Source organism: Limnohabitans planktonicus II-D5 (assembly GCF_001270065.2).
Classification (GTDB): domain Bacteria; phylum Pseudomonadota; class Gammaproteobacteria; order Burkholderiales; family Burkholderiaceae_C; genus Limnohabitans_A; species Limnohabitans_A planktonicus.
The window spans coordinates 47351-68672 of the sequence record NZ_LFYT02000014.1 but is presented as its reverse complement, the minus strand read 5'-3'; the positions used below and the strand labels follow the sequence as shown (position 1 = coordinate 68672).

At 57.2% G+C, this 21322-nt stretch carries 21 protein-coding genes; 10 read left to right on the top strand and 11 right to left on the bottom strand.

What is annotated here, in order from left to right; genetic code table 11:
- Positions 1 to 82 precede the first annotated feature (82 nt).
- Positions 83 to 2152 carry a sodium-translocating pyrophosphatase gene (locus tag H663_RS32335; RefSeq protein ID WP_053175366.1) on the bottom strand — a complete coding sequence of 690 codons (2070 nt, stop codon included), beginning with the start codon at positions 2150 to 2152 and terminating at the stop codon, positions 83 to 85.
- A 215-nt stretch (positions 2153 to 2367) separates the two neighbouring features.
- On the opposite strand from H663_RS32335, the gene ppa reads away from it, so the two are divergent.
- The gene (gene ppa, locus H663_RS32330; protein WP_053175370.1) at positions 2368 to 2904 is read left to right on the top strand and encodes an inorganic diphosphatase; all 537 of its coding nucleotides are present in this window, start codon (positions 2368 to 2370) and stop codon (positions 2902 to 2904) included.
- Between the two features lie 81 nt (positions 2905 to 2985).
- On the opposite strand, the gene H663_RS32325 is transcribed toward ppa, so the two are convergent.
- Complete coding sequence (locus H663_RS32325) at positions 2986 to 4173, bottom strand: GNAT family N-acetyltransferase (protein ID WP_083451292.1); 1188 nt, start codon at positions 4171 to 4173, stop codon at positions 2986 to 2988.
- A 4-nt stretch (positions 4174 to 4177) separates the two neighbouring features.
- On the opposite strand from H663_RS32325, the gene H663_RS32320 reads away from it, so the two are divergent.
- Together H663_RS32320 and H663_RS32315 are read left to right on the top strand one after the other, a co-directional pair.
- On the top strand, positions 4178 to 5851 hold the full coding sequence (locus H663_RS32320; protein WP_053175374.1) for an NAD+ synthase: 1674 nt from the start codon (positions 4178 to 4180) through the stop codon (positions 5849 to 5851).
- 34 nt (positions 5852 to 5885) lie between these two features.
- The gene (locus tag H663_RS32315) at positions 5886 to 6224 is read left to right on the top strand and encodes a P-II family nitrogen regulator (protein ID WP_053175377.1); all 339 of its coding nucleotides are present in this window, start codon (positions 5886 to 5888) and stop codon (positions 6222 to 6224) included.
- 246 nt (positions 6225 to 6470) lie between these two features.
- Here H663_RS32315 and H663_RS32310 read toward each other — a convergent pair whose 3' ends face one another.
- The 6 genes from H663_RS32310 to H663_RS32285 form a co-directional block, all read right to left on the bottom strand.
- Positions 6471 to 7079 carry an LOG family protein gene (locus H663_RS32310; RefSeq protein ID WP_083451293.1) on the bottom strand — a complete coding sequence of 203 codons (609 nt, stop codon included), beginning with the start codon at positions 7077 to 7079 and terminating at the stop codon, positions 6471 to 6473.
- A 5-nt stretch (positions 7080 to 7084) separates the two neighbouring features.
- Positions 7085 to 7489, bottom strand: coding sequence for a diacylglycerol kinase (locus H663_RS32305; RefSeq protein ID WP_053175380.1), 405 nt, complete (start codon positions 7487 to 7489; stop codon positions 7085 to 7087).
- A 6-nt stretch (positions 7490 to 7495) separates the two neighbouring features.
- The gene (locus tag H663_RS32300) at positions 7496 to 8038 is read right to left on the bottom strand and encodes an RDD family protein (RefSeq protein ID WP_053175383.1); all 543 of its coding nucleotides are present in this window, start codon (positions 8036 to 8038) and stop codon (positions 7496 to 7498) included.
- On the bottom strand, positions 8035 to 8670 hold the full coding sequence (locus tag H663_RS32295; protein WP_053175385.1) for a DUF3106 domain-containing protein: 636 nt from the start codon (positions 8668 to 8670) through the stop codon (positions 8035 to 8037). Before H663_RS32295 ends, H663_RS32300 begins: the two co-directional genes overlap by 4 nt.
- A gap of 73 nt (positions 8671 to 8743) precedes the next feature.
- Entirely contained in the window at positions 8744 to 9190 is a 447-nt protein-coding gene (locus tag H663_RS32290) for a DUF3619 family protein (RefSeq protein WP_053175389.1), read from the bottom strand.
- Positions 9187 to 9753 (bottom strand): RNA polymerase sigma factor, encoded by a 567-nt coding sequence (locus tag H663_RS32285; protein ID WP_053176889.1) that lies wholly within the window; start codon positions 9751 to 9753, stop codon positions 9187 to 9189. Before H663_RS32285 ends, H663_RS32290 begins: the two co-directional genes overlap by 4 nt.
- Positions 9754 to 10065: 312 nt before the next feature.
- On the opposite strand from H663_RS32285, the gene H663_RS32280 reads away from it, so the two are divergent.
- The 7 genes from H663_RS32280 to H663_RS32250 all read left to right on the top strand — a co-directional run bounded on the left by H663_RS32280 (position 10066) and on the right by H663_RS32250 (position 18932).
- The gene (locus tag H663_RS32280) at positions 10066 to 11829 is read left to right on the top strand and encodes an acetolactate synthase 3 catalytic subunit (RefSeq protein ID WP_053175392.1); all 1764 of its coding nucleotides are present in this window, start codon (positions 10066 to 10068) and stop codon (positions 11827 to 11829) included.
- Between the two features lie 2 nt (positions 11830 to 11831).
- Positions 11832 to 12323 carry an acetolactate synthase small subunit gene (gene ilvN, locus H663_RS32275; protein WP_053175395.1) on the top strand — a complete coding sequence of 164 codons (492 nt, stop codon included), beginning with the start codon at positions 11832 to 11834 and terminating at the stop codon, positions 12321 to 12323.
- Positions 12324 to 12362: 39 nt separating this feature from the next.
- Complete coding sequence (gene ilvC, locus H663_RS32270) at positions 12363 to 13379, top strand: ketol-acid reductoisomerase (protein WP_053175397.1); 1017 nt, start codon at positions 12363 to 12365, stop codon at positions 13377 to 13379.
- A gap of 113 nt (positions 13380 to 13492) precedes the next feature.
- A complete protein-coding gene (gene pssA / locus H663_RS32265; protein WP_240620514.1) occupies positions 13493 to 14314 on the top strand; it encodes a CDP-diacylglycerol--serine O-phosphatidyltransferase in 822 nt (273 codons plus the stop codon).
- Between the two features lie 209 nt (positions 14315 to 14523).
- The gene (gene leuA, locus H663_RS32260; RefSeq protein ID WP_053176892.1) at positions 14524 to 16209 is read left to right on the top strand and encodes a 2-isopropylmalate synthase; all 1686 of its coding nucleotides are present in this window, start codon (positions 14524 to 14526) and stop codon (positions 16207 to 16209) included.
- Positions 16194 to 17732, top strand: coding sequence for a 2-isopropylmalate synthase (locus H663_RS32255; RefSeq protein ID WP_053175400.1), 1539 nt, complete (start codon positions 16194 to 16196; stop codon positions 17730 to 17732). The genes leuA and H663_RS32255 overlap by 16 nt, the downstream gene beginning before the upstream one ends.
- 126 nt (positions 17733 to 17858) lie before the next feature.
- The gene (locus H663_RS32250) at positions 17859 to 18932 is read left to right on the top strand and encodes a serine hydrolase (RefSeq protein ID WP_053176894.1); all 1074 of its coding nucleotides are present in this window, start codon (positions 17859 to 17861) and stop codon (positions 18930 to 18932) included.
- A 58-nt stretch (positions 18933 to 18990) separates the two neighbouring features.
- On the opposite strand, the gene H663_RS32245 is transcribed toward H663_RS32250, so the two are convergent.
- Genes H663_RS32245 through aat form a run of 3 tightly spaced genes read right to left on the bottom strand, consistent with a single transcriptional unit; the run spans position 18991 to position 21318 of the window.
- Entirely contained in the window at positions 18991 to 19770 is a 780-nt protein-coding gene (locus H663_RS32245; protein WP_420844052.1) for an IclR family transcriptional regulator, read from the bottom strand.
- A gap of 46 nt (positions 19771 to 19816) precedes the next feature.
- Positions 19817 to 20554 carry an arginyltransferase gene (locus H663_RS32240; protein WP_053176897.1) on the bottom strand — a complete coding sequence of 246 codons (738 nt, stop codon included), beginning with the start codon at positions 20552 to 20554 and terminating at the stop codon, positions 19817 to 19819.
- Positions 20551 to 21318 (bottom strand): leucyl/phenylalanyl-tRNA--protein transferase, encoded by a 768-nt coding sequence (aat, locus tag H663_RS32235; protein WP_053175410.1) that lies wholly within the window; start codon positions 21316 to 21318, stop codon positions 20551 to 20553. Before aat ends, H663_RS32240 begins: the two co-directional genes overlap by 4 nt.
- Positions 21319 to 21322 lie beyond the last annotated feature (4 nt).

The window sequence follows — 21322 nt, the reverse complement described above, 5'->3', positions numbered from 1 at the left end:
TCACCCATGGGACATCGACCTTTACGGACCAACTGGTCAAAAAAAGGCCCGCCAAAGCGGGCCTTTTAAACCGCAGGGCCCATCAGCCCCCGTGAAACTTCATCACCAGCGGCACGATCAGGAGGGCCACGATGTTGATGATTTTGATCAGCGGGTTGATGGCAGGGCCAGCGGTGTCCTTGTAGGGGTCACCCACCGTATCTCCGGTCACGGCTGCCTTGTGGGCGTCTGAACCTTTGCCGCCGTGATGGCCGTCTTCGATGTATTTCTTGGCGTTGTCCCAAGCGCCGCCGCCGGTGCACATCGAAATTGCCACAAACAGGCCGGTGATGATGGTGCCCATCAGCAAGCCACCCAGCGCCTTGGGCCCCAGGATCAAGCCCACCAACACCGGCACCACCACGGGCAACAGGCTCGGGATGACCATTTCCTTGATGGCGGCCGTGGTGAGCATGTCGACCGCCTTGCCGTATTCGGGCTTGGCCGTGCCTTCCATGATGCCGGGGATCTCCTTGAACTGGCGGCGCACTTCAACCACCACGCTGCCTGCTGCCCGGCCCACCGCTTCCATGGCCATGGCGCCGAACAAGTAGGGGATCAGCCCGCCAATGAACAGTCCAATGATGACCAGAGGGTCGGACAAGTCAAAACTGATGGCCTTGCCATAGGCCTCCAGTTTGTGCGTGTAGTCGGCAAACAGCACCAGCGAGGCCAGGCCTGCCGAGCCGATGGCGTAGCCCTTGGTCACGGCCTTGGTGGTGTTGCCCACGGCATCCAGCGGGTCGGTGATGTCGCGCACGCTGCTGGGCATTTCAGCCATTTCGGCAATGCCGCCCGCGTTGTCGGTGATGGGGCCATAGGCGTCCAGCGCCACCACGATGCCCGCCATGCTCAGCATGGAGGTAGCCGCCACGGCAATGCCGTACAAGCCACCCAGCGCATAAGCTGTCCAGATGGCCAGACAGACGAACATCACCGGCCAGGCGGTGGAGCGCATGGACACGCCCAAACCGGCAATGATGTTGGTGCCGTGGCCGGTGGTTGAAGCCTGGGCGATGTGCTGCACCGGGGCGTATTGCGTGCCGGTGTAGAACTCGGTGATCCAGACCAAGGCGGCTGTGAGCACCAAGCCCACAGCACAGGCACCAAACAGTTTCATCTGGCTGCCCGCAGCGCCCAAGGCGTTGTCTGGGATCAACCATGTGGTGACAAAGTAAAAGGCGATCAAGGACAGCACCCCTGAGATGGCCAGGCCTTTGTAGAGCGCGGGCATCACATTGGTCATACCCGGCGAGGCTTTGACGAAGAAGCAGCCAATGATCGAGGCGATGATGGACACCGCGCCCAAGGCCAGCGGGTACAGCACGGCCTGACCCGGCGCTGCCGAGACCAGCAATGCGCCCAGCACCATGGTGGCGATCAGCGTGACCGCGTAGGTTTCGAACAGATCGGCAGCCATGCCGGCGCAGTCACCCACGTTGTCGCCCACGTTGTCGGCAATCACGGCCGGGTTGCGCGGGTCGTCTTCGGGAATGCCTGCCTCCACCTTGCCCACCAGGTCGGCGCCCACGTCAGCGCCCTTGGTGAAAATGCCGCCGCCCAGACGGGCAAAAATTGAGATCAGCGAGGAGCCGAAGGCAAAGCCAATCAAGGGGTTGAGCAAATTGGCCAGGTTCTTGTCGGGCGTCAGGTTGCCGTTGCCCACCAGAAACCAGTAAAAACCGGACACACCCAACAGACCCAAACCCACCACCAGCATGCCGGTGATGGCACCGCCCCGAAACGCCACGTCGAGCGCTGGGCCAATGCCTTTGGTGGCGGCCTGTGCCGTGCGCACGTTGGCTTTGACCGACACATTCATGCCGATGAAGCCGCACGCGCCAGAAAGCACCGCGCCGATCACAAAACCGATGGCGGTGATGCCATCCAGAAAGATGCCCATCAAGATGGCCAGCACGACGCCGACGATGGCGATGGTTTTGTATTGCCGGGCCAGATAGGCCGCCGCGCCGGCCTGAATGGCGGCGGCAATTTCCTGCATCCGGGCATTGCCGGCATCTTGAGAAAGGATCCACCCTCGGGCCCAAATGCCGTAAGCCACAGCAATCAGACCACAAACGAGCGCCAATATGAGCGCTGAATTTCCTGTCATCGTTTTCTCCTCGATAGTTGTCGCTGAACGGAGGTGCAACACGCTGGAGGCACCTCCATGGCGTTGCTTCCTCAGTCCCCGAAACGGGAGTTCGATTGGCCAACACTTCATTAAAGAGGCAGACAAGGCGAATGCGCAAGGCCTGTGAAAGTAAAATCGGGGTTAATCCCTAGCGATTCCGTTTTTTCTTAACTTTTCACAAAGAAACCCGCAAGATGTCCCTCGACAACGTCACCCCCGGCAGCAAAGCACCAGATACCTTTAACGTGATCATCGAAATCCCGATGAACGCCGACCCGATCAAGTACGAAGTGGACAAGGAAACCGGTGCCTTGTTCGTGGACCGTTTCATGACCACGGCCATGCACTACCCCACCAATTACGGTTATGTGCCCCAAACCCTGTCCGGCGACGGAGATCCGGTGGACGTGTTGGTGATCACCCCTTACGCCTTGCACCCCGGTGTGGTGGTGCCCTGCCGCGCCTTGGGCATTTTGATGATGGAAGACGAGGCTGGAGTGGACGGCAAGGTGATTGCTGTGCCTACCAGCAAAATTTTGCCGATGTACGACCACTGGCAAGATATTGCGGATGTGAACGCGATGCGCCGCAACGCGATTGCCCACTTCTTTGAGCACTACAAAGACCTTGAAAAAGGCAAATGGGTCAAAGTGCTGGGTTGGGAAGGCAAGGAGTCTGCCCACAAGGAAATTTTGGACGGCATCGCGGCCTACAACAAAACCAAGGCCTGATGCGGCTGATTGAGCGCTCGCCCGCTGGGGCGCTGTGCCACCTTCCGAACGCCTGCCCGGTTTGCGCCGCGCAGGCGTTTTTCATGGGGTTTTTTTCAGGGGTGAATGCTGGTGCAGCGCTTCCAGGTAGTTCTCCACCCCCGCTTTTTCCCGCTCCAAAAACCGCGCCACCGCCTCAGAAAACGCCGGATGTGCCAGCCAGTGGGCGCTGTGGGTGGGGGTGGGCAGCAGGGCGCGGGCCATTTTGTGTTCGCCTTGTGCGCCGCCTTCAAAACGCTTGAGGCCGTGCTGGATGCACCAGTCGATGGGCTGGTAGTAGCAGGCTTCAAAGTGCAGGCAGTCCACCCGGGCCAGCGCCCCCCAGTAGCGGCCATAAGCCACTTCGGGCTGGCCTTGGGCGTCCAGATGCAGGCCGATCAGGCTGATGCCGATGGGTTGGCTCGCGTGTTCGGCCACAAACAGCAGCCAGTTTGGGGCCATGTCGGTGCGCATGGACTCAAAAAACGCTGGGGTCAAATACGGCGCGTTGCCGTGTTCCCAATAGGTTTGCTGGTAGCAGCGCAGCAGCAGGGCCCAGTCGTCGCCGGTCATGTCGGGGCCGCGCACGGCGCGAAACGTCACACCGGCATCAGCCACTTTGCGGCGTTCTTGCCGGATTTTTTTGCGCTTTTCTTGGGTCAGGCTGGCCAAAAAGTCATCGAAGTCGCGCCAGCCTTGGTTTTGCCAGTGGAACTGCACTTGGTCGCGCTGCAGCAGCCCGGCATGCTCACAGGCCTGCAGGTCTTGCGGGCTGCCAAACAAAATGTGCAGCGAGGGGATGTTGTTGGTTTGGCAAATGTCCAGCAAGGCGGCCAGCAGGGCGTGGCGGGCGTCGTCAGATTCGGCCAGCAGGCGGCTGCCGGGCACTGGTGTGAAGGGTGGGGCGACCAGGGCTTTGGGGTAATAGTCCAGACCATGGCGCTGGTAGGCGTCGGCCCAGGCGTGGTCAAACACGTATTCGCCGCGTGAGTGGTTCTTGATGTAGAGCGGGCAGGCAGCGGCCAACACATCGCCTTGCGGGGTGGCGCGCCACAGGCTGATGACTTGCAATGTCCAGCCGGTCTCGGGCGTGGCCGACTCGCTGGTCTGCATGGCCGACAAATAGGCATGCTGCATGAAGGGGGAAGGGGCGCTCTGCCGGGCCAGCAGGCCGTCCCAGGTCGCAGGTGCGATGGCACTCAAGTCATCCTGCACCCGGGTGACATAATTCAAGCTCACATTTTTCAGCACCTGTATGACTCTCCAAATTCGTGTCGCTCAGCTCAACTTTGTCGTCGGTGACATGCAGGGTAATGCCCGCAAGATCATCGATTTCGCCACCCGGGCGCATGCCGAAGGCGCTCGGCTGGTGCTCACGCCCGAGTTGTCGATTTGCGGCTATGCGGCTGAAGACCTGTTCTTGCGCCCGTCCTTCATCGACGCCTGCGATGATGCCCTGAAAACAGTGGCCCGCGAACTGGCTGGGTTAAAGGGGCTGCATGTGGTGGTGGGTCACCCCGAGGGCGGCGGCGTGCGCACCCGCAGCGTGGCCGTAACACGCCGCCACAACCGCGCGAGCGTCTTGTGTGAGGGGCAGGTGGTCTGCGCTTACGACAAGCGCGAACTGCCCAACTACCAGGTGTTTGACGAGCGTCGTTATTTCACGCCTGGTAACGGGGTGGGGGTGTTCGACGTCGATGGCGTTCGGGTGGGGCTGCTGATTTGCGAAGACGCCTGGTTTGATGAGCCCGCCCGGCTTGCGCGTGACGCAGGTGCGCAGTTGTTGGCGGTGCTGAACGCCTCACCTTTTCATGCGGGCAAAGGCCCGGAGCGTGAGCAGCGCATGCGCGAACGCGTGGCCGATTGCGGTTTGCCCTTGATTTACGCGCATTTGGTGGGCGGTCAGGACGAGGTGATTTTTGAAGGGCGCTCTTTTGCCCTGAACGCCCAAGGCCAAGTGGTGGCGCGAGCCGAGGGCTTTCGTGAAGCGGCCATGACATTGCAGGTTCAGGCCGCAGCCCTGGGTGTGGACTTGAGCGCTGCACCCGAGGCATTGGTGCCCATGGCCAGCGCCGATGCCGAGTTGTGGGACGCGCTGGTGTTGGGTGTGCGCGACTACCTGGGCAAAAATGGTTTTAAGGGCGCAATTTTGGGCTTGTCTGGTGGCATCGATTCGGCGCTGGTGTTGGCGATTGCGGTGGACGCGATCGGGGCCGACAAAATCCATGCCGTGATGATGCCGTCGCCCTACACGGCCGACATCAGCTGGATCGATTCGCGCGACATGGTCAAGCGCCTGAATGTGCGTTACGACGAGATCTCGATTGCGCCGCTGTTTGACGGCTTCAAGCAGGCGCTGTCGGCGCACTTTGAAGGCCTGAAAGAAGACACCACCGAAGAGAACATCCAGGCCCGCATTCGAGGCACGCTGCTCATGGCCTTGTCCAACAAGACCGGGGCGATTGTGCTGACCACCGGCAACAAGAGCGAGATGGCCACGGGGTACTGCACGCTGTATGGCGACATGGCGGGCGGTTTTGCGGTCATCAAGGACGTGGTCAAAACCCGCGTGTTTGACTTGGCGCGCTGGCGCAATCTGAATGACCCGTATGGCACAGGCAGCCAGCCGATCCCAGAGCGCATCATCACCCGGCCGCCCAGTGCCGAGCTGCGCCCGGATCAGAAGGACCAGGACAGCCTGCCAGCTTATGAGGTGCTGGACGCCATCATCCAGCGCTACATGGAAAACGACGAGGGGGTGGAGGCGCTGATTGCCGATGGCTTTGAGCGGGACGATGTGGAAAAAGTCACGCGCCTGATCAAGCTCAACGAGTACAAACGCCGCCAATCGCCCGTGGGCATTCGCGTGACGCACCGCAGTTTTGGCAAGGATTGGCGTTATCCTATGACCAACAAGTTCCGTGCCTGAATTAGGGCATTTTCCATTTTTTGAGGATTTTTTCATGAAACAGATCACCGCCGTCATCAAACCTTTCAAATTGGAAGAAGTGCGTGAAGCATTGGCCGAATGCGGCGTGACGGGCCTGACAGTGACCGAAGTCAAAGGTTTTGGCCGCCAAAAAGGCCATACCGAGCTCTATCGGGGTGCAGAATACGTGGTCGACTTTTTGCCCAAGGTCAAGGTCGAGGTTGTGGTCAAGGACGAAGACGTGGACAGCTGTGTGGACGCCATCGTGAAAGCTGCCCGCACAGGCAAAATTGGCGACGGCAAGATTTTTGTGACATCGGTCGAGCGCGTGGTGCGCATCCGCACCGGCGAGCAAGACGAAACCGCCATTTGAGTGGGGTGGTGTTGAGGGCCTCAAAGCGGGTCTGAACCGGATGCCGGTGGGGTTGTGCGCTGACCCTCTTTATCAGTCTCGCAGACGTCTGAAAATGCGTGCGCCAAGTCACCTCAGGTCAGCGGCTTCACCCCTGAAATAACACCCCTGAGATCAGGCCCAAAAGTCTGGGCTGAATTGAGCAAACTCAACACCCTGGAAGATTGAAGGCTGCACAGGTATGAATCTGTAGCCCTGCCCGGTTGATCAAATCAATTCGACTTTTGCACGGGGTGAAAACCCCGCTTTTTGCACCAGGGTTTGCAGCAGTGCTTCGGGCTCGGTGCCCAGGGTCACCAGTTCGGTTTGCCATTCGCCCATGAAGCCTTCTTGCACCACTTGGCCAATGAAGGCCATCAGGCCATCGTAGTAACCCAAGCTGTTCAGGATGCCGACCGGCTTGTCGTGGTAACCCAGTTGCCGCCAGGTCCACACCTCAAACAGTTCTTCAAATGTGCCAATGCCGCCGGGCAAGGCCAAAAAAGCATCGGCCTTGTCGGCCATGAGGCGTTTGCGCTCGTGCATGGTGTCGACCACGTGGAGTTCGGTGCAGCCATGGTGCGCCCATTCTTTCTCGACCAAGGCGGTTGGAATGATGCCCACGACCGTACCACCTGCCGCCAAGGTGGCTTCGGCCATCAGGCCCATGAGGCCATTGCGTCCGCCGCCATAGACCAATTGACCGCCGTGCGCGCCGATCCAGGTGCCCACTTGTACCGCGATTTGCGCAAATTCGGGCTGCTTCCCGGGCTTGGAGCCGCAGTAGACGCAGACCGAAAATACTGGCGAGGCTTTTGGCGTGGTCATGGTCGTCATGGGGTTCAGGCAAAACGATAGCAAAGTGCGCCCAGCCAAACCCCGGCGCACAGCAGCAAGCTGAGAAAGACAGCGGCGCTGCCCATGTCTTTGGCGCGTTTGGACAGGTCATGCCATTCCGGGCCGATGCGGTCGATGGCCGACTCCACGCAGGTGTTGAGCAACTCCACGATCATGACCAGCAAGACTGACCCGGCGAGAAGGGCGATTTCCACCCAGCTTTGGCCCAGCCAGAAAGCCAGCGGTAACATGACCATGGCCAGGATGGCTTCCTGGCGAAAGGCGGTTTCTCCCCAGCCTGCGCGAAGGCCTTGGATGGAGTAGCCCCCGGCATGCAGGATGCGTCGCAGGCCTTTGCGTGCTTTTTGCGGGTTGACAACGTCGGTTGGTGGCGATGAGGGTTCTTGCATGTCAGATCAAGGCGCAGCAGTGATCAGGCGAGTGCCTGCGAAAACGTCGTGCCAAAACTGGCCTTGGGGGTGAAAGCGGCTGAGTACGCCCCAAATGGCCACCCAGCCCAGCGTCAAGACCATCAGCTCAATCATGGACAAACCCAGCGCATAAGAGACAGCGAGGGGGGGCATGAACCAAAGCCAACTGGACAGGTAGCGTTTGAAGGCAGTTTTGCGACTGATTTTTTGACCGGCTGTGTCTACGATTTGAATCCGCCAGGTTTTCATGGCCAAGGTCTGGCCGCGTCGCCACATCCAGATGAAATACAAGCCCAGCACCAAAAAGCTGCTGGCCTGAAAGCCAGATTTGAGTCGGGGATGAAGGTTCATGTCACCGGGGGCCAGTCCTGTCAGCCAATAAGCGGTCACAAAATAAACCAGACCCGAGGAGACGAGAACACCAAACAGCAACATGCCCTCATACAGCCAACAAGCCATGCGGCGGGACAATGAGGGGGCAATGCAAGGGCAATCAGGTGAAAGGTCGTCAGTAACGTTGCGCGTCATGAAGGGGATGTTTCAGTATGGGGGCTTACGCTGTCCAGCGGCGTCTCGGAAGAGGTGGGCGCTGGCGCCTGAGGGGGTGTGATCAATGCGGGCGGCAGGGGTAAAAGTGTTTTCCGATCTATGTTTGTGGAGTTCGCAGTACGTGACGAGTCCATGGGTTTGATGCGGGTTTGCACTACGCGATGTGGCTCGGGAGGTTTGGCCGTGCGGGCTGCACTTTTACCAGGCGAAGTAGATGCAGTGGAGAGTTGACTTTTTTCGTCAGCAGACAATGCTTGATAGGCTTCCCATTTGGCCTTTTTGTCTTCTTTTGGAAGGTTTTGCAAGCTGTTGAAGTTGAAGCGGGCCACGTTGCGCTGCTCTGGGCTCAGTGCCACCCAGTCGGCCATTCTGGCGTGCATGGTGGATTGTTCAACGGCCGACAGTTGGAAAAAATTTTGAGAAATCGCCAGCCATTTGCTCTGTTGTTGGGCGGTCAGGGTGCCCCATTGCACCCTCAATGGGGCCAGTGCTTGTTTTTGTCGTGGTGTCAATTGCAGCCAACTGGCGGAGTGTGTTTGCTGCCCACTGGGGTGGCTGTTGATGGCTGTCTTTTGGGGAATTGAAGAAGTCTGTGCCGTGGCTGCGACCATGCAGGCTACAAGACACAAGACACTGCCAAAGCGACAGAGAAGCCCCAAAGTATGGACAAAACAGTTGTGCATCTCAATTATGTGAGGCACCGGACTGGTGCCCTTGTTTGAGGAACTGCACAAAACCTGTGTCCGCATAGGCGTCCGGTGGAAGATCATCGGTGAGGAGCGCTGAGTCGATCGCTGCAATTTCGGAAGTGAGATTGTCTTGTTGTATCCATTGAATGGCCATCAATCCGAAGAGTAAGACCAACAAGGGCAGGGCCGAGGCCAGAATGTTCCAGAGGTTGAGTCCTTCGTCAGGGGGGGCCGTCAAAGTGCTGTTGCCGTTGATGTGCTGTGTTTTGATCAGTCGTGTTTGAAGCAGAGGTTTGCGTTCTTCCAGGGCGCGCAAGCGTGCAACCCGCAAGCGCTCGCTGATTTCGTGGGGTAGTCCGGGCGTGGCCAGGGTCAATTGGGCAGAAAAATGTCGGCCCAAAAGGTCCAGATTCAGCTCGTTCAATGTGTTTTGGGTTTTCATGGTCGGATTCCTTGGGGTGCCAAGGTTTTACTCAAAGCCTGGATGGCGCGAGAACAATGGGTTTTGACGCTGCCTTCAGAGCAGCCCATCACGGCGGCTGTTTCAGCAAGGTCCATCTCCTCCCAATAACGCAGCAGGAAGGCTTCTCGTTGACGTGCAGGCAGGCCCATGATGGCTGTTTCAATGTGTTCAAGGGTTTGGACCCTTGAGATCCATGTTTCTGCGCTGTCAGAGGACGGTTTTTCAGCCGGGTTGGTCGTGACTTCAAGCAAGTCAAAATCTGCGTCTGCGTCGTCTGAGACGAAGTCACTCATATTGGTGAACAAGGCATTGCGCGTTTTTTGACGACGGAACCAATCCAGCACGGTATTGGACAGAATTCGCTGGAACAACATGGGCAGTTCTGCTATGGGCTTGTCCCCATAACTGCTGCACAGCTTGATCATGCTGTCTTGAAGGATGTCCAAGGCGGCGTCTTCATCCCTGACGTGGTAATAAGCGCGCTTGAACGCCTTTTTTTCCGCGTTTTTTAGAAAATCTGAGAGTTCAGAGTCGGATGCCAACTTGGTATGGAGCAGTCGCGCCAGCGATGCTTTATTTTTATGTATCAAAAATGTCAGGAACTTCGGGTCAATCCCTGATCAATGAACCTGAATTATGGCATTGCCAATGGTTTGTCTGAAGAAGCTTGAAAAATGACTAAAGACAAGTGCGATAATGCGCGATTGCAATTGAAAAAAAGCAAACGGATCACAGTCCGGTACTTTTACAGTTTGGTGCCCATGTCTGTGGTCTCAAGTCCCAAAGCCACTTCACAAGAGTCGAGCCTAGGGGCACCCAAGGTTTTTCGTTAGAGAAATTCACAAAGGTTGAATATGGAAATGAACAAGGCCGATACGGCAAAGTCCCCTGCGGGCGCTCAAGAATTGCGCGGCGCAGAAATTCTCGTCAAAGCGCTCCAAGCTGAAAACGTGCAGTACGTCTGGGGTTACCCCGGCGGTGCCGTTTTGCACATTTACGACGCTTTTTACAAGCAAGACACCATTCAGCACGTTCTGGTGCGCCACGAACAAGCTGCTGTGCATGCGGCTGACGGCTTCGCCCGTGCCACGGGCGAAGTGGGTGTGGCGCTGGTCACTTCGGGTCCCGGTCTGACCAATGCTGTGACGGGCATCGCCACCGCATACATGGACAGTATTCCCATGGTCATCATCAGTGGCCAAGTGCCCACTGCGGCCATTGGCCTTGACGCATTCCAGGAGTGCGACACAGTGGGCATTACCCGCCCAATCGTGAAGCACAACTTCCTGGTCAAAGACGCCAAGGACATGGCCGAGGTCATGAAAAAAGCCTTCCACATCGCGCGCAGCGGCCGCCCCGGCCCTGTGGTGGTGGACGTGCCCAAAGACGTTTCTTTCAACAAAGTGCCTTACTCGGGCTACCCTGAGACGGTGGAAATGCGCTCTTACAACCCCGTGCGCAAAGGTCACGGTGGTCAGATTCGCAAGGCTTTGCAGTTGTTGATGGCGGCCAAGCGCCCATACATCTACACAGGCGGGGGCGTTCTGCTGAGCAATGCCAGCGCAGAGCTGCGTGCTTTGGTGGACATGCTGAACGCGCCGGTCACCAACACATTGATGGGTTTGGGGGCTTTTCCTGCCACTGACCGCCGTTTTCTGGGCATGCTTGGCATGCATGGCACGCTGGAAGCCAACAATGCCATGCAAAACTGCGATGTGTTGTTGGCCGTGGGTGCGCGCTTTGATGACCGCGTGATCGGCAACCCCAAGCACTTTGCTTCGGTGGACCGCAAGATCATCCACGTCGACATCGACCCGTCCAGCATCTCCAAGCGAGTCAAGGTGGACGTGCCGATCGTGGGCGACGTGAAAGATGTGCTGACAGAACTCATGGCCATGATCCGCGATTCAGGCCTCAAGCCCGACGCACAGGCCTTGGCTCAGTGGTGGGAAACGGTCGAAGGCTGGCGCAGCCGCGCTTGCATGAAGTACGACAGCAACAACAGCGTGGTCATCAAGCCTCAAAAGGTCATCGAGACCTTGTGGGACATGACCAAGGATGCTGATGCATATATCACTTCCGATGTGGGGCAGCACCAGATGTGGGCTGCGCAGTACTACAAGTTCAACGAACCACGCCGCTGGATCAACTCTGGCGGTCTGGGCACCATGGGCGTGGGAATTCCCTATGCCATGGGAATCAAACTGGCCAAGCCGGACAGCGAAGTGTTTTGCGTGACGGGCGAAGGCTCTGTGCAGATGTGCATTCAGGAACTGTCGACCTGTCTGCAATACAACACCCCCATCAAAGTTGTGGCCCTGAACAACGGTTACTTGGGCATGGTGCGCCAGTGGCAGGAGATTGATTACTCCGGTCGTTACAGCCACAGCTACATGGATGCTTTGCCCAACTTCGTGAAGTTGGCGGAGGCCTATGGCCACGTCGGCATCTTGGTGGAAAAGCCGGAGGATGTGGAGCCCGCCTTGCGCGAAGCCCGCAGGCTCAAGGATCGCACGGTTTTCCTGGACATTCGCACAGACCCTACTGAGAACGTGTTCCCCATGGTTCAGGCTGGCAAGGGCATCACCGAGATGATCATGGGCGCGGAGGATCTGTAATCATGAAACACATCATTGCTGTATTGATTGAAAACGAAGCGGGCGCTTTGTCCCGCGTGGTGGGCCTGTTTTCGGCCCGTGGCTACAACATCGAGTCCTTGACCGTGGCCCCGACCGAAGACCCCAGCCTGTCGCGCATGACCATCCAGACCACAGGTTCGGATGATGTGATTGAGCAGATCACCAAGCACCTGAACCGCCTGATCGAGGTGGTGAAGGTCGTGGACCTGACCGAAGGTGCCTACACCGAGCGTGAGTTGATGCTCGTGAAAGTGCGTGCCGTGGGTAAGGAACGCGAAGAAATGAAACGCATGGCCGACATCTTTCGAGGCCGTGTGATTGATGTCACCGACAAGAGCTACACCGTTGAGCTCACCGGCGACCAATCCAAGAACGACGCCTTTTTGGAGGCGATCGACCGCAGCGCTATTTTGGAAACCGTGCGCACGGGTGCATGCGGTATCGGGCGAGGCGAGCGCATCCTGCGCGTCTAAACTTAACTCTTGAAACTGTTTATTCCTAAGGAGAACCCTGTGAAAGTTTTTTACGACAAAGATTGTGATCTGAGCGTCATCAAAGGCAAGACTGTTGCCATCATTGGTTACGGCTCGCAAGGCCACGCCCACGCCCAGAACCTGAACGACAGCGGCGTCAAAGTGGTGGTTGGTCTGCGCAAGGGCGGCGCATCCTGGGACAAAGTCGGCAAAGCCGGTCTCACGGTGATGGAAGTCAACGACGCTGTCAAAGCCGCTGACGTGGTCATGATCTTGTTGCCCGACGAGCAAATCGCCGACGTGTACAACAACAACGTGGCACCCAACATCAAGCAAGGCGCTTCGTTGGCTTTTGCCCACGGCTTCAACGTGCACTACAACCAAGTCGTTCCCCGCGAAGACCTGGACGTGTGGATGGTCGCGCCCAAGGCCCCCGGCCACACCGTGCGCAACACCTACACCCAAGGCGGCGGCGTGCCCCATCTGGTGGCGATTCACCAGGACAAGAGCGGCAAGGCCCGCGCTTTGGCCCTGAGCTACGCGATGGCCAACGGTGGCGGCAAGGCCGGCATCATCGAGACCAACTTCAAAGAAGAGACCGAAACCGACTTGTTCGGTGAGCAGGCTGTTCTGTGCGGTGGCGCGGTTGAGCTGATCAAGATGGGTTACGAGACCTTGGTGGAAGCCGGTTACGCGCCAGAGATGGCTTACTTCGAGTGCTTGCACGAACTCAAGTTGATCGTCGACCTGATCTACGAAGGCGGCATCGGCAACATGAACTACTCGATCTCGAACAACGCCGAGTACGGCGAGTACGTGACAGGTCCAGAGGTCATCAACGAGCAGTCGCGCGAAGCCATGCGCAACGCCTTGAAGCGCATCCAGACCGGTGAATACGCCAAGATGTTCATCCTGGAAGGCCGCACCAACTACCCCAGCATGACTGCGCGTCGTCGCTTGACCTCCGAGCACTCCATCGAAGTTGTGGGCGCACAATTGCGCGCCATGATGCCTTGGATTGCCAAGAACAAGCTGGTTGACAAGACCCGCAACTGATCGCTTGTGTGCGTGTAAAAAAGGCCACCTCGGTGGCCTTTTTTGTGGGCGAGTCGACTGCTTTAAACTTGGCTGACAAGCGATGGTCGGAAAAAACGCAACAGGAACAGACGATGAGCAAAATCAACGACAACGACAGTGGTGAAGAGGCGCAGGCCGTGGTGTCCGTGCGCAAACCTTCCAAGGGCATTTACATGCTCCCCAACATGATCACTTTGGCGGCCCTGTTTGCGGGTTTTTATGCGGTGGTCATGGCCATCAACGGCCGTTTCGATTTGGCCACTGTGGGCATTTTTTGTGCCATGGTGCTGGACAGTCTGGACGGCCGCGTTGCCCGCATGACCAATACCCAAAGCGCTTTTGGCGAGCAGATGGATTCGCTCTCGGACATGGTGTCCTTTGGTGCGGCCCCGGCCTTGATCGCCTATGTCTGGACCCTCAAAGAGTTGGGTCGATGGGGCTGGATTGCCGCTTTTGTGTATTGCGCCTGTGCAGCGCTGCGCCTTGCTCGCTTCAATGTGAACACCGCTGTGGTGGATAAGCGCTACTTTCAGGGTTTGCCATCGCCTGCGGCAGCCGCTTTGGTCATGGGTTTTGTCTGGATCATGTTTGAAAATGCCGTACCCGCCAAAACCGTCGCTTGGGGCATGTTTGCCGTGTGCCTGTTTGCGGGTCTGACCATGGTGACCAATGTGCCGTTTTACAGTTTCAAAGACATGCACATGAAAAAGAGCGTACCTTTTGCAACCTTGGTTTTGGTGGCCTTGGGTATAGCGGCTGTAAACATCGACCCACCTACCATTTTGTTCGGATTGTTTGTGGCTTATGGCTTGAGTGGCTATGTGGTTTACATCTGGCGCAAAGCCAAAGGCCAGCCCACCAGCATGATCAGCACCTCCACCGACGAGCCCGATGAACGGGGTCTTCATCAGTGATGTCCACTGCACGACAGTTCGGGTTTTGAACTGTGCTACAGTGTTTGTATGAAATTTTATTTGTTCGCACTACTGCTACTGCCACACGGGCAGAGACGATAGCGCGCACGCGTGTTCCCAGTCAACGGCCCGTTTGCACCAGCAGCGGGCCGTTTTCTTTTGGGCTGCCGGATCCCCCCGAACATTTTTCACCTGAACACACCATGACCATGTTGAAGAACCCCGCCAGCAAATACAAGCCCTTCGCACCGGTGGGCCTGAATGACCGCCAGTGGCCTGACGCCGTCCTCACCCGCCCGCCGATTTGGTGCAGCGTGGACCTGCGCGATGGCAACCAGTCCTTGATCGAGCCCATGGATATGGCGCGCAAATTGCGCATGTTTGAGCTCTTGGTGGCCATGGGCTTCAAAGAAATCGAGGTGGGTTTTCCTTCGTCTTCGCAGGTGGAGTTTGATTTTGTGCGCAAGCTCATCGACGAGGATCTGATCCCGCCGGACGTCACCATCCAGGTGCTCAGTCAGGCGCGTGAGCACCTGATTCGCCGCACCTTTGAGGCATTGCACGGCGCTCGGCGGGCGATTGTTCACCTCTACAACGCCACGGCCCCGGTCATGCGCCGCGTGGTGTTGGGCCTGTCGGAGGACGGCATTGTGGATTTGGCCGTGGAAAACGCCAGCCTTTTCAAGTCCCTGGCTGCTGAGCAGCCTGCCACCGAGTGGGTCTTCCAGTATTCGCCAGAGATGTTTTCTGGCACCGAATTGCACTTTGCCAAGCGCGTGGTCGATGCGGTGACCGAGGTGTGGCAACCCACGCCGCAGCACAAGTGCATCATCAATTTGCCATCGACCGTGGAGCACTCCACGCCCAATATTTTTGCCGACATGATCGAGTGGATGCACCGCCACTTGGCACGCCGCGACTGCCTGGTTTTGTCTGTGCATCCCCACAACGACAGAGGCACAGGCACGGCCGCGGGCGAGTTTGCGGTGATGGCTGGCGCAGACCGGCTCGAAGGCTGCCTCTTTGGCAACGGCGAGCGCACCGGCAACCTGGACCTGGTGAATGTGGCGCTCAACTTGTATTCGCAGGGCGTGGCACCGGGCCTTGACCTGTCGGACATTGATGAGGTTCGCCGCACCGTGGAGCTGTGCAACCAGCTGCCCGTGCACCCCCGCCACCCTTATGCGGGAGATTTGGTTTACACCTCGTTTTCGGGCTCGCACCAAGACGCCATCAAAAAAGCCTTTGCCGCCCGCCAAGAGGGTGACATTTGGGACATGCCTTACCTGCCGCTGGACCCCAAGGACCTGGGCCGCAGCTACGAGGCGGTGATCCGCGTTAACAGTCAGTCGGGCAAGGGCGGCATCGCTTACCTGTTGGAGAGCGAATACGGCCTGGAGTTGCCCAGGCGCCTGCAAATTGAGTTCAGCCAAGTGGTTCAGCATGTGATGGACGGCACCGGTAAAGAGCAGTCGGCCCGAGACATCCATGGCCTGTTTGAGCGCGAGTACAGGCTGGGAGACCACCTACTGCTGGGCCACGCCGTTCAGCCTGCGGCGGACAAGCAGGTGCGGTTGCAGGCCCAGGTGCGGTGGGCCGGTCGCACGATTGACATTGACGGCCAAGGCAACGGTCCGATTGATGCTTTTGTGAACGGCTTGCAATCCGGTCTGGCTAAAACCGTGCGAGTGCTCGATTACCATGAGCACGCCGTCAGCGGAGGTGCCAACGCCCAGGCGTTGGCCTACATAGAGCTTCGCATTGGCGAGCGGACCTTGTTTGGCGTCGGCCGCGACGCTGACATTGTGGCCGCCTCGCTCAAGGCTATCCTGTCGGGCCTTAATCGCACAGGCATGGAAGTACACACCCAGGAGGCCATATGGCAGACAAACTGATTATTTTTGACACCACCTTGCGCGACGGCGAGCAATCGCCCGGCGCCTCCATGACACGCGACGAGAAGCTGCGCATTGCCCGCCAGCTGGAGCGCCTGCGCGTGGACGTGATCGAAGCCGGTTTTGCCGCCAGCTCCAATGGCGATTTCGAGGCGGTCAAAAGCATTGCCGACGCGATCAAGGATTCCACCATTTGTTCTTTGTCCCGCGCCAATGACCGCGACATCTCGCGTGCGGCTGAGGCCCTCAAAGGCGCCAACAGCGGCCGCATTCACACCTTCATTGCCACGTCGCCCCTGCACATGGAGAAGAAACTGCGCATGACGCCTGACCAGGTGTTTGAGCAGGCCAAGCAATCGGTCCGCTTCGCCCGTAATTTGGTGGGTGATGTCGAGTTCAGTCCTGAAGACGGTTACCGCAGTGAGATGGACTTCTTGTGCCGCGTGCTCGAAGCAGTGATTGCCGAGGGTGCTACCACCATCAATGTGCCCGATACCGTGGGTTATGCCGTACCCGAACTTTATGGCGAGTTCATCCGTACTTTGCGCGAGCGCATTCCCAACTCCGACAAAGCGATTTGGTCCGTGCATTGTCACAACGACTTGGGCATGGCGGTGGCCAACTCCTTGGCTGGCGTGAAGATCGGCGGAGCCCGTCAAGTCGAATGCACCATCAACGGCTTGGGCGAGCGTGCGGGCAATTGCTCGCTCGAAGAAGTGGTCATGGCGGTTAAAACGCGGCGCGACTACTTTGGCCTCGACATCGGCATTGACACCAGCCACATCGTGGCCGCCAGCCGAATGGTCAGCCAGACCACCGGTTTTGTGGTTCAGCCCAACAAAGCGGTGGTGGGTGCCAACGCCTTTGCCCACGCCTCTGGCATTCATCAGGACGGCGTACTCAAGGCGCGTGACACTTACGAAATCATGCGCGCCGAAGACGTGGGCTGGACCACCAACAAGATCGTGTTGGGCAAGCTCAGTGGCCGCAATGCATTCAAACAGCGTTTGCAAGATTTAGGTGTCACTTTGGACAGCGAGACCGAAATCAACAACGCCTTTGCCAAGTTCAAGGAATTGGCCGATCGCAAGAGCGAGATTTTTGACGAGGACATCCTGGCGTTGGTGGGTGACGAAAGCGTGACGGCTGAAAAAGAGCAATACGGCTTTGTTTCGATGTCACAGCACAGCGAAACCGGTGAGCGCCCTCATGCAACAGTGGTTTTCACAGTCGAAGGCAAAGAGGTGCGGACTGAGTCGGATGGCAATGGCCCGGTCGATGCGTCTTTGAAGGCCATCGAGTCACACATCAAAAGTGGTGCCGAAATGGTGCTGTATTCGGTCAACGCCATCAGCGGCTCAACCGAAAGCCAGGGCGAAGTGACGGTGCGTTTGCAAAACAGTGGTCGCGTCGTCAACGGTGTTGGATCTGACCCGGACATTGTCGTGGCTTCTGCCAAGGCGTATCTGAGCGCACTCAATAAACTTCAAAGTAAGGCAGACAGGGTGGCTGCACAAGGGTAATTGAATTCTTTTTGGGTAATTACCGACTTCAATAAAGTCGCGCAAGTTATTGTTCTTGCGCGACTTTTTTATTTATGTAAACTCTGGGGCACAATCAACATATTCATTTTTCTGACAATGCTGCCCATGTTGTTCAAATCAGTTTTTTTTGTTTTTTTGCCAAAGCGAGGTTTTTCCGCGCTGGCCGCAAGTTGTTTGAGTTTGGCCATGATTTCGCCTTTGATGGCTCAGGCCCAAACCCCACAAAAATCATCCAAAAAACAGGCAGTCGCTGCAAAAAAAACAGCGGTCAAACCCGTTAAAAATCTCAAGTTCAATGGGGCCACTCGCAAGAGCTTGGTGTCTTCTCGTGTTGCAGCTGCGCCTTTGAAAGTGTCGTATGGGCAAATGGCAGGTTTGCACAGCACTGCTGATCCATTGGAGTTGCGTTCCAGTGTGGCATTGGTCATTGATCAGGACACTCAGGAGGTGTTGTTCCGCAAGAATGATCAAGCTGTTTTGCCCATTGCGTCCCTGACCAAATTGATGACTGGTTTGGTGATCTCTGACGCCGATTTGTCGATGTCAGAGATGATCACGATCACCCAAGACGATGTCGATACAGAAAAAGGCAGTTCCTCACGACTGGCCGTTGGGACCTTGCTCAGCCGTGGTGATTTGTTGCATTTGGCCTTGATGTCCAGTGAAAACAGGGCAGCTCACGCCTTGGGGCGCACTTTTCCGGGTGGCATGGATGCCTTTGTGGCACGCATGAATGCTCGGGCCAGAACCTTAGGCATGTTCGATACGCGTTATGTGGAGCCCACGGGCTTGTCTAGCCGAAACCAATCCAGTGCCAAAGATCTCGCTGCCTTGGTGGATGCGGCTTACAAGGAGCCTGTGCTGCGTGAGTTGTCGACCTCGCACGGTCGAGAAATTGAGGTGGGTCGTCGCACACTGCAGTACAACAACACCAACCGATTGGTCAAAAATCCCGAGTGGGACATCGGCTTACAGAAGACGGGCTATATCTCCGAGGCAGGGCAATGCCTGGTCATGCAGGCACAAGTGGCCGGGCGCAAATTGATCATGGTGTTTCTCGATTCCGCAGGAAAGCTCAGTCGCATAGGTGATGCTGAGCGCGTACGCCGATGGGTTGAACGTTCACCCGGCCTGTTGCCAATCAAGCATTCAGCCTTGGACAACCGTTTGCCAGGTTGATTTTTTTCGGGTTTAAATGTCAAAAAAGGCCCCTCGGGGCTTTTTTTGCGGGGTTCCCTCACCGATCGGCGTCATAGCCCAAAGTGGCAGAAATCTCACGGGCGGTGGCTTGCAGTTTGGGTAACCAGCCTTCATCCAGACGGTCAGCGGGCGCAGAAATCGACAGACCGGCCAGTAACTTGCCTTGGTCGTCATAGATGCCGGCGGCAATGCAACGCACACCCAGTTCGAGTTCTTCATTGTCTCGGGCAATGCTGTATTGCTTGACCCGTGCCAACTCGCGTTCAAGAACGGGCAATTGCGTGATGCTGTTGCGTGTTTGGCCGGAAAGACCCGTTCTTGTGGCGTAAGAGCGAACGCGAATAGGGTCGTCTGCCGCTAAAAACAGTTTTCCAACTGATGTCAGATGCAACGGTGCCCGCCCACCAATGGCGCGAACAACCTGCATGCCTGAGCGTTCGCTGTAGGCGCGCTCGATGTAGACGATTTCATCGCCTTGGCGCATGCTCAGATTGACGGGTTGCTGGATCAATTTATGCAATTCGCGCATGGGCGTAAGCGCCGCATCACGAACGTTCAAGCGGCCTTTGACCAGATTGCCCAACTCCAGTAGACGCATCCCTAGTCGATAGTTGCCCGCTTCCGGGCGATCCACAAACCGTCCGGTGGCCAAATCATTGAGTATGCGGTGTGCGGTGGACGGGTGAAGGCCTGTTTTTTCGCTGATCTCTTTGAGTGAAATGGCTTCTTCGCGTGAGGCCAGCACATCGATCAGACAGAAAATGCGTTCTATCACTTGAATAGTGGGCGTCTGAGTCAGGGCGGTGTCTTTTTTCATCATGTGGGCTGAGGGCTGAATCCATTTTACACTGTGAAAAATCGACTCAAAACATGGCTTGCCACGCTCCCTCGAGCCGGATTTCGCAGGGCCTGAAGCGTGATTTGTAATTCATTTTTGGGCTTTTTTCGATCCAGTATCCCAGATAGACATAGGGCAAGCCCAGTTGCGCGGCTTGCTGAATTTGCCAGAGCACGCCATAGGTGCCATAACTGGCTTGATCACCGGGCTCATAAAACGTGTAGACCGCAGACAAACCATGGTCCAGGATGTCCACGATGCTGACCATTTTCAGTGCGCCCCATGTTCCATCCAGGGTCGGTTCACGAAATTCGACCAAGCGCGTATTGATCCTGCTTTGCAGCAAAAACTGGCTGTATTGATCGACGTTGTCCTGATCCATGCCCCCGCCCACATGACGGGCGTTTTGATAGTTCAGATAAAGCGCATAGTGCTCCGGGTCAAACTGCAAATCCCGAACGCGAACTTGTAAGTCAGCATGGGCTTTTGCAGCGCGTCGCTGGCTTTTGTCGGGTTTGAAGGCACTCACATTGACCCGCAGTGGCAAGCATGCTTGGCAGCCGTCGCAATAGGGTCGGTAGGTGAACATGCCGCTTCGACGAAATCCTTGCCCCACCAAATCCGAATACACCTCGGTGCGAATCAGGTGACTGGGTGTCGCTACTTGCGAACGGGCAGAGCGGTCCGGCAGATAACTGCACGCATAGGGCGCGGTGGCATAAAACTGCAAGGCTTGCAAAGGCAGGTCATTGAGATGGGTCACCGCGTTTTCTCCAGTGCCATCAGGGTAGACCAATGGAGGGTTTGCGTCGCCCAGTCAATGTTGGGTTTGTGTTGCTCTTGGGTGATCAAACGGATGAAGTCTGAGCGTGGAATTTCCCTGGCCCCCATGGATGCCAGGTGTCGGGTGTTTTGCTGGCAGTCAATGGCGGGCAAGCCGTGTTGCAGGCACACGCTGACCAAGGTGGCCAGGGCCATCTTGGAGCCATCGGTCACCGTGGTGAACATGGATTCACCAAACACGGCATGGCCAATCGCCACGAAATACAAGCCTGCAACCAACTCGCCATTCAGCCACACCTCTGCGCTGTGCGCATGACCGAGTTCGTGAAACTCCTCATAAGCAGAAATCATGGACGGCAAAATCCAGGTGCCTTTTTGGCCGCTCCGAGGCGCTTGGCTACAGCGGCGAATGACTTGTCCAAAATCCCGGTCAAAGCTCAGTTCAAACCCCGGTTGCCGCCACCAATGCTGGAGGGTTTTTCGCAAGGATCGGTGGCATCTGAATTCGCGTGTATGCAAGACCATGCGCGGGTTCGGGCTCCACCAGAGCACAGGCTGGCCCAGGCTGAACCACGGGAAAATGCCTTGGCTGTAAGCTTCGTACAGGCGTAATGGGCTTAAGTCTTTGCTGGCGGCCAAGAGTCCGGGTGCGGGCGAATCAGCCCCCCATGCACAAGCGGCCCAAGGCAGCGCTTGGTCGGGCTCGATCCAGGGCAATTCGGGGGAGCGCGCATCTGTGTCCATGTTC

Bases quoted from the DNA above. Each gene is read 5' to 3' on its own strand.
- H663_RS32335 (WP_053175366.1), bottom strand. From the start codon at position 2,152: ATGACAGGAAATTCAGCGCTCATATTGGCGCTCGTTTGTGGTCTGATT.
- ppa (WP_053175370.1), top strand. From the start codon at position 2,368: ATGTCCCTCGACAACGTCACCCCCGGCAGCAAAGCACCAGATACCTTT.
- H663_RS32320 (WP_053175374.1), top strand. From the start codon at position 4,178: ATGACTCTCCAAATTCGTGTCGCTCAGCTCAACTTTGTCGTCGGTGAC.
- H663_RS32315 (WP_053175377.1), top strand. From the start codon at position 5,886: ATGAAACAGATCACCGCCGTCATCAAACCTTTCAAATTGGAAGAAGTG.
- H663_RS32310 (WP_083451293.1), bottom strand. From the start codon at position 7,079: ATGACGACCATGACCACGCCAAAAGCCTCGCCAGTATTTTCGGTCTGC.
- H663_RS32305 (WP_053175380.1), bottom strand. From the start codon at position 7,489: ATGCAAGAACCCTCATCGCCACCAACCGACGTTGTCAACCCGCAAAAA.
- H663_RS32300 (WP_053175383.1), bottom strand. From the start codon at position 8,038: ATGACGCGCAACGTTACTGACGACCTTTCACCTGATTGCCCTTGCATT.
- H663_RS32295 (WP_053175385.1), bottom strand. From the start codon at position 8,670: ATGGTCGCAGCCACGGCACAGACTTCTTCAATTCCCCAAAAGACAGCC.
- H663_RS32290 (WP_053175389.1), bottom strand. From the start codon at position 9,190: ATGAAAACCCAAAACACATTGAACGAGCTGAATCTGGACCTTTTGGGC.
- H663_RS32280 (WP_053175392.1), top strand. From the start codon at position 10,066: ATGGAAATGAACAAGGCCGATACGGCAAAGTCCCCTGCGGGCGCTCAA.
- ilvN (WP_053175395.1), top strand. From the start codon at position 11,832: ATGAAACACATCATTGCTGTATTGATTGAAAACGAAGCGGGCGCTTTG.
- pssA (WP_240620514.1), top strand. From the start codon at position 13,493: ATGAGCAAAATCAACGACAACGACAGTGGTGAAGAGGCGCAGGCCGTG.
- leuA (WP_053176892.1), top strand. From the start codon at position 14,524: ATGTTGAAGAACCCCGCCAGCAAATACAAGCCCTTCGCACCGGTGGGC.
- H663_RS32255 (WP_053175400.1), top strand. From the start codon at position 16,194: ATGGCAGACAAACTGATTATTTTTGACACCACCTTGCGCGACGGCGAG.
- H663_RS32250 (WP_053176894.1), top strand. From the start codon at position 17,859: ATGTTGTTCAAATCAGTTTTTTTTGTTTTTTTGCCAAAGCGAGGTTTT.
- H663_RS32245 (WP_420844052.1), bottom strand. From the start codon at position 19,770: ATGAAAAAAGACACCGCCCTGACTCAGACGCCCACTATTCAAGTGATA.
- aat (WP_053175410.1), bottom strand. From the start codon at position 21,318: ATGGACACAGATGCGCGCTCCCCCGAATTGCCCTGGATCGAGCCCGAC.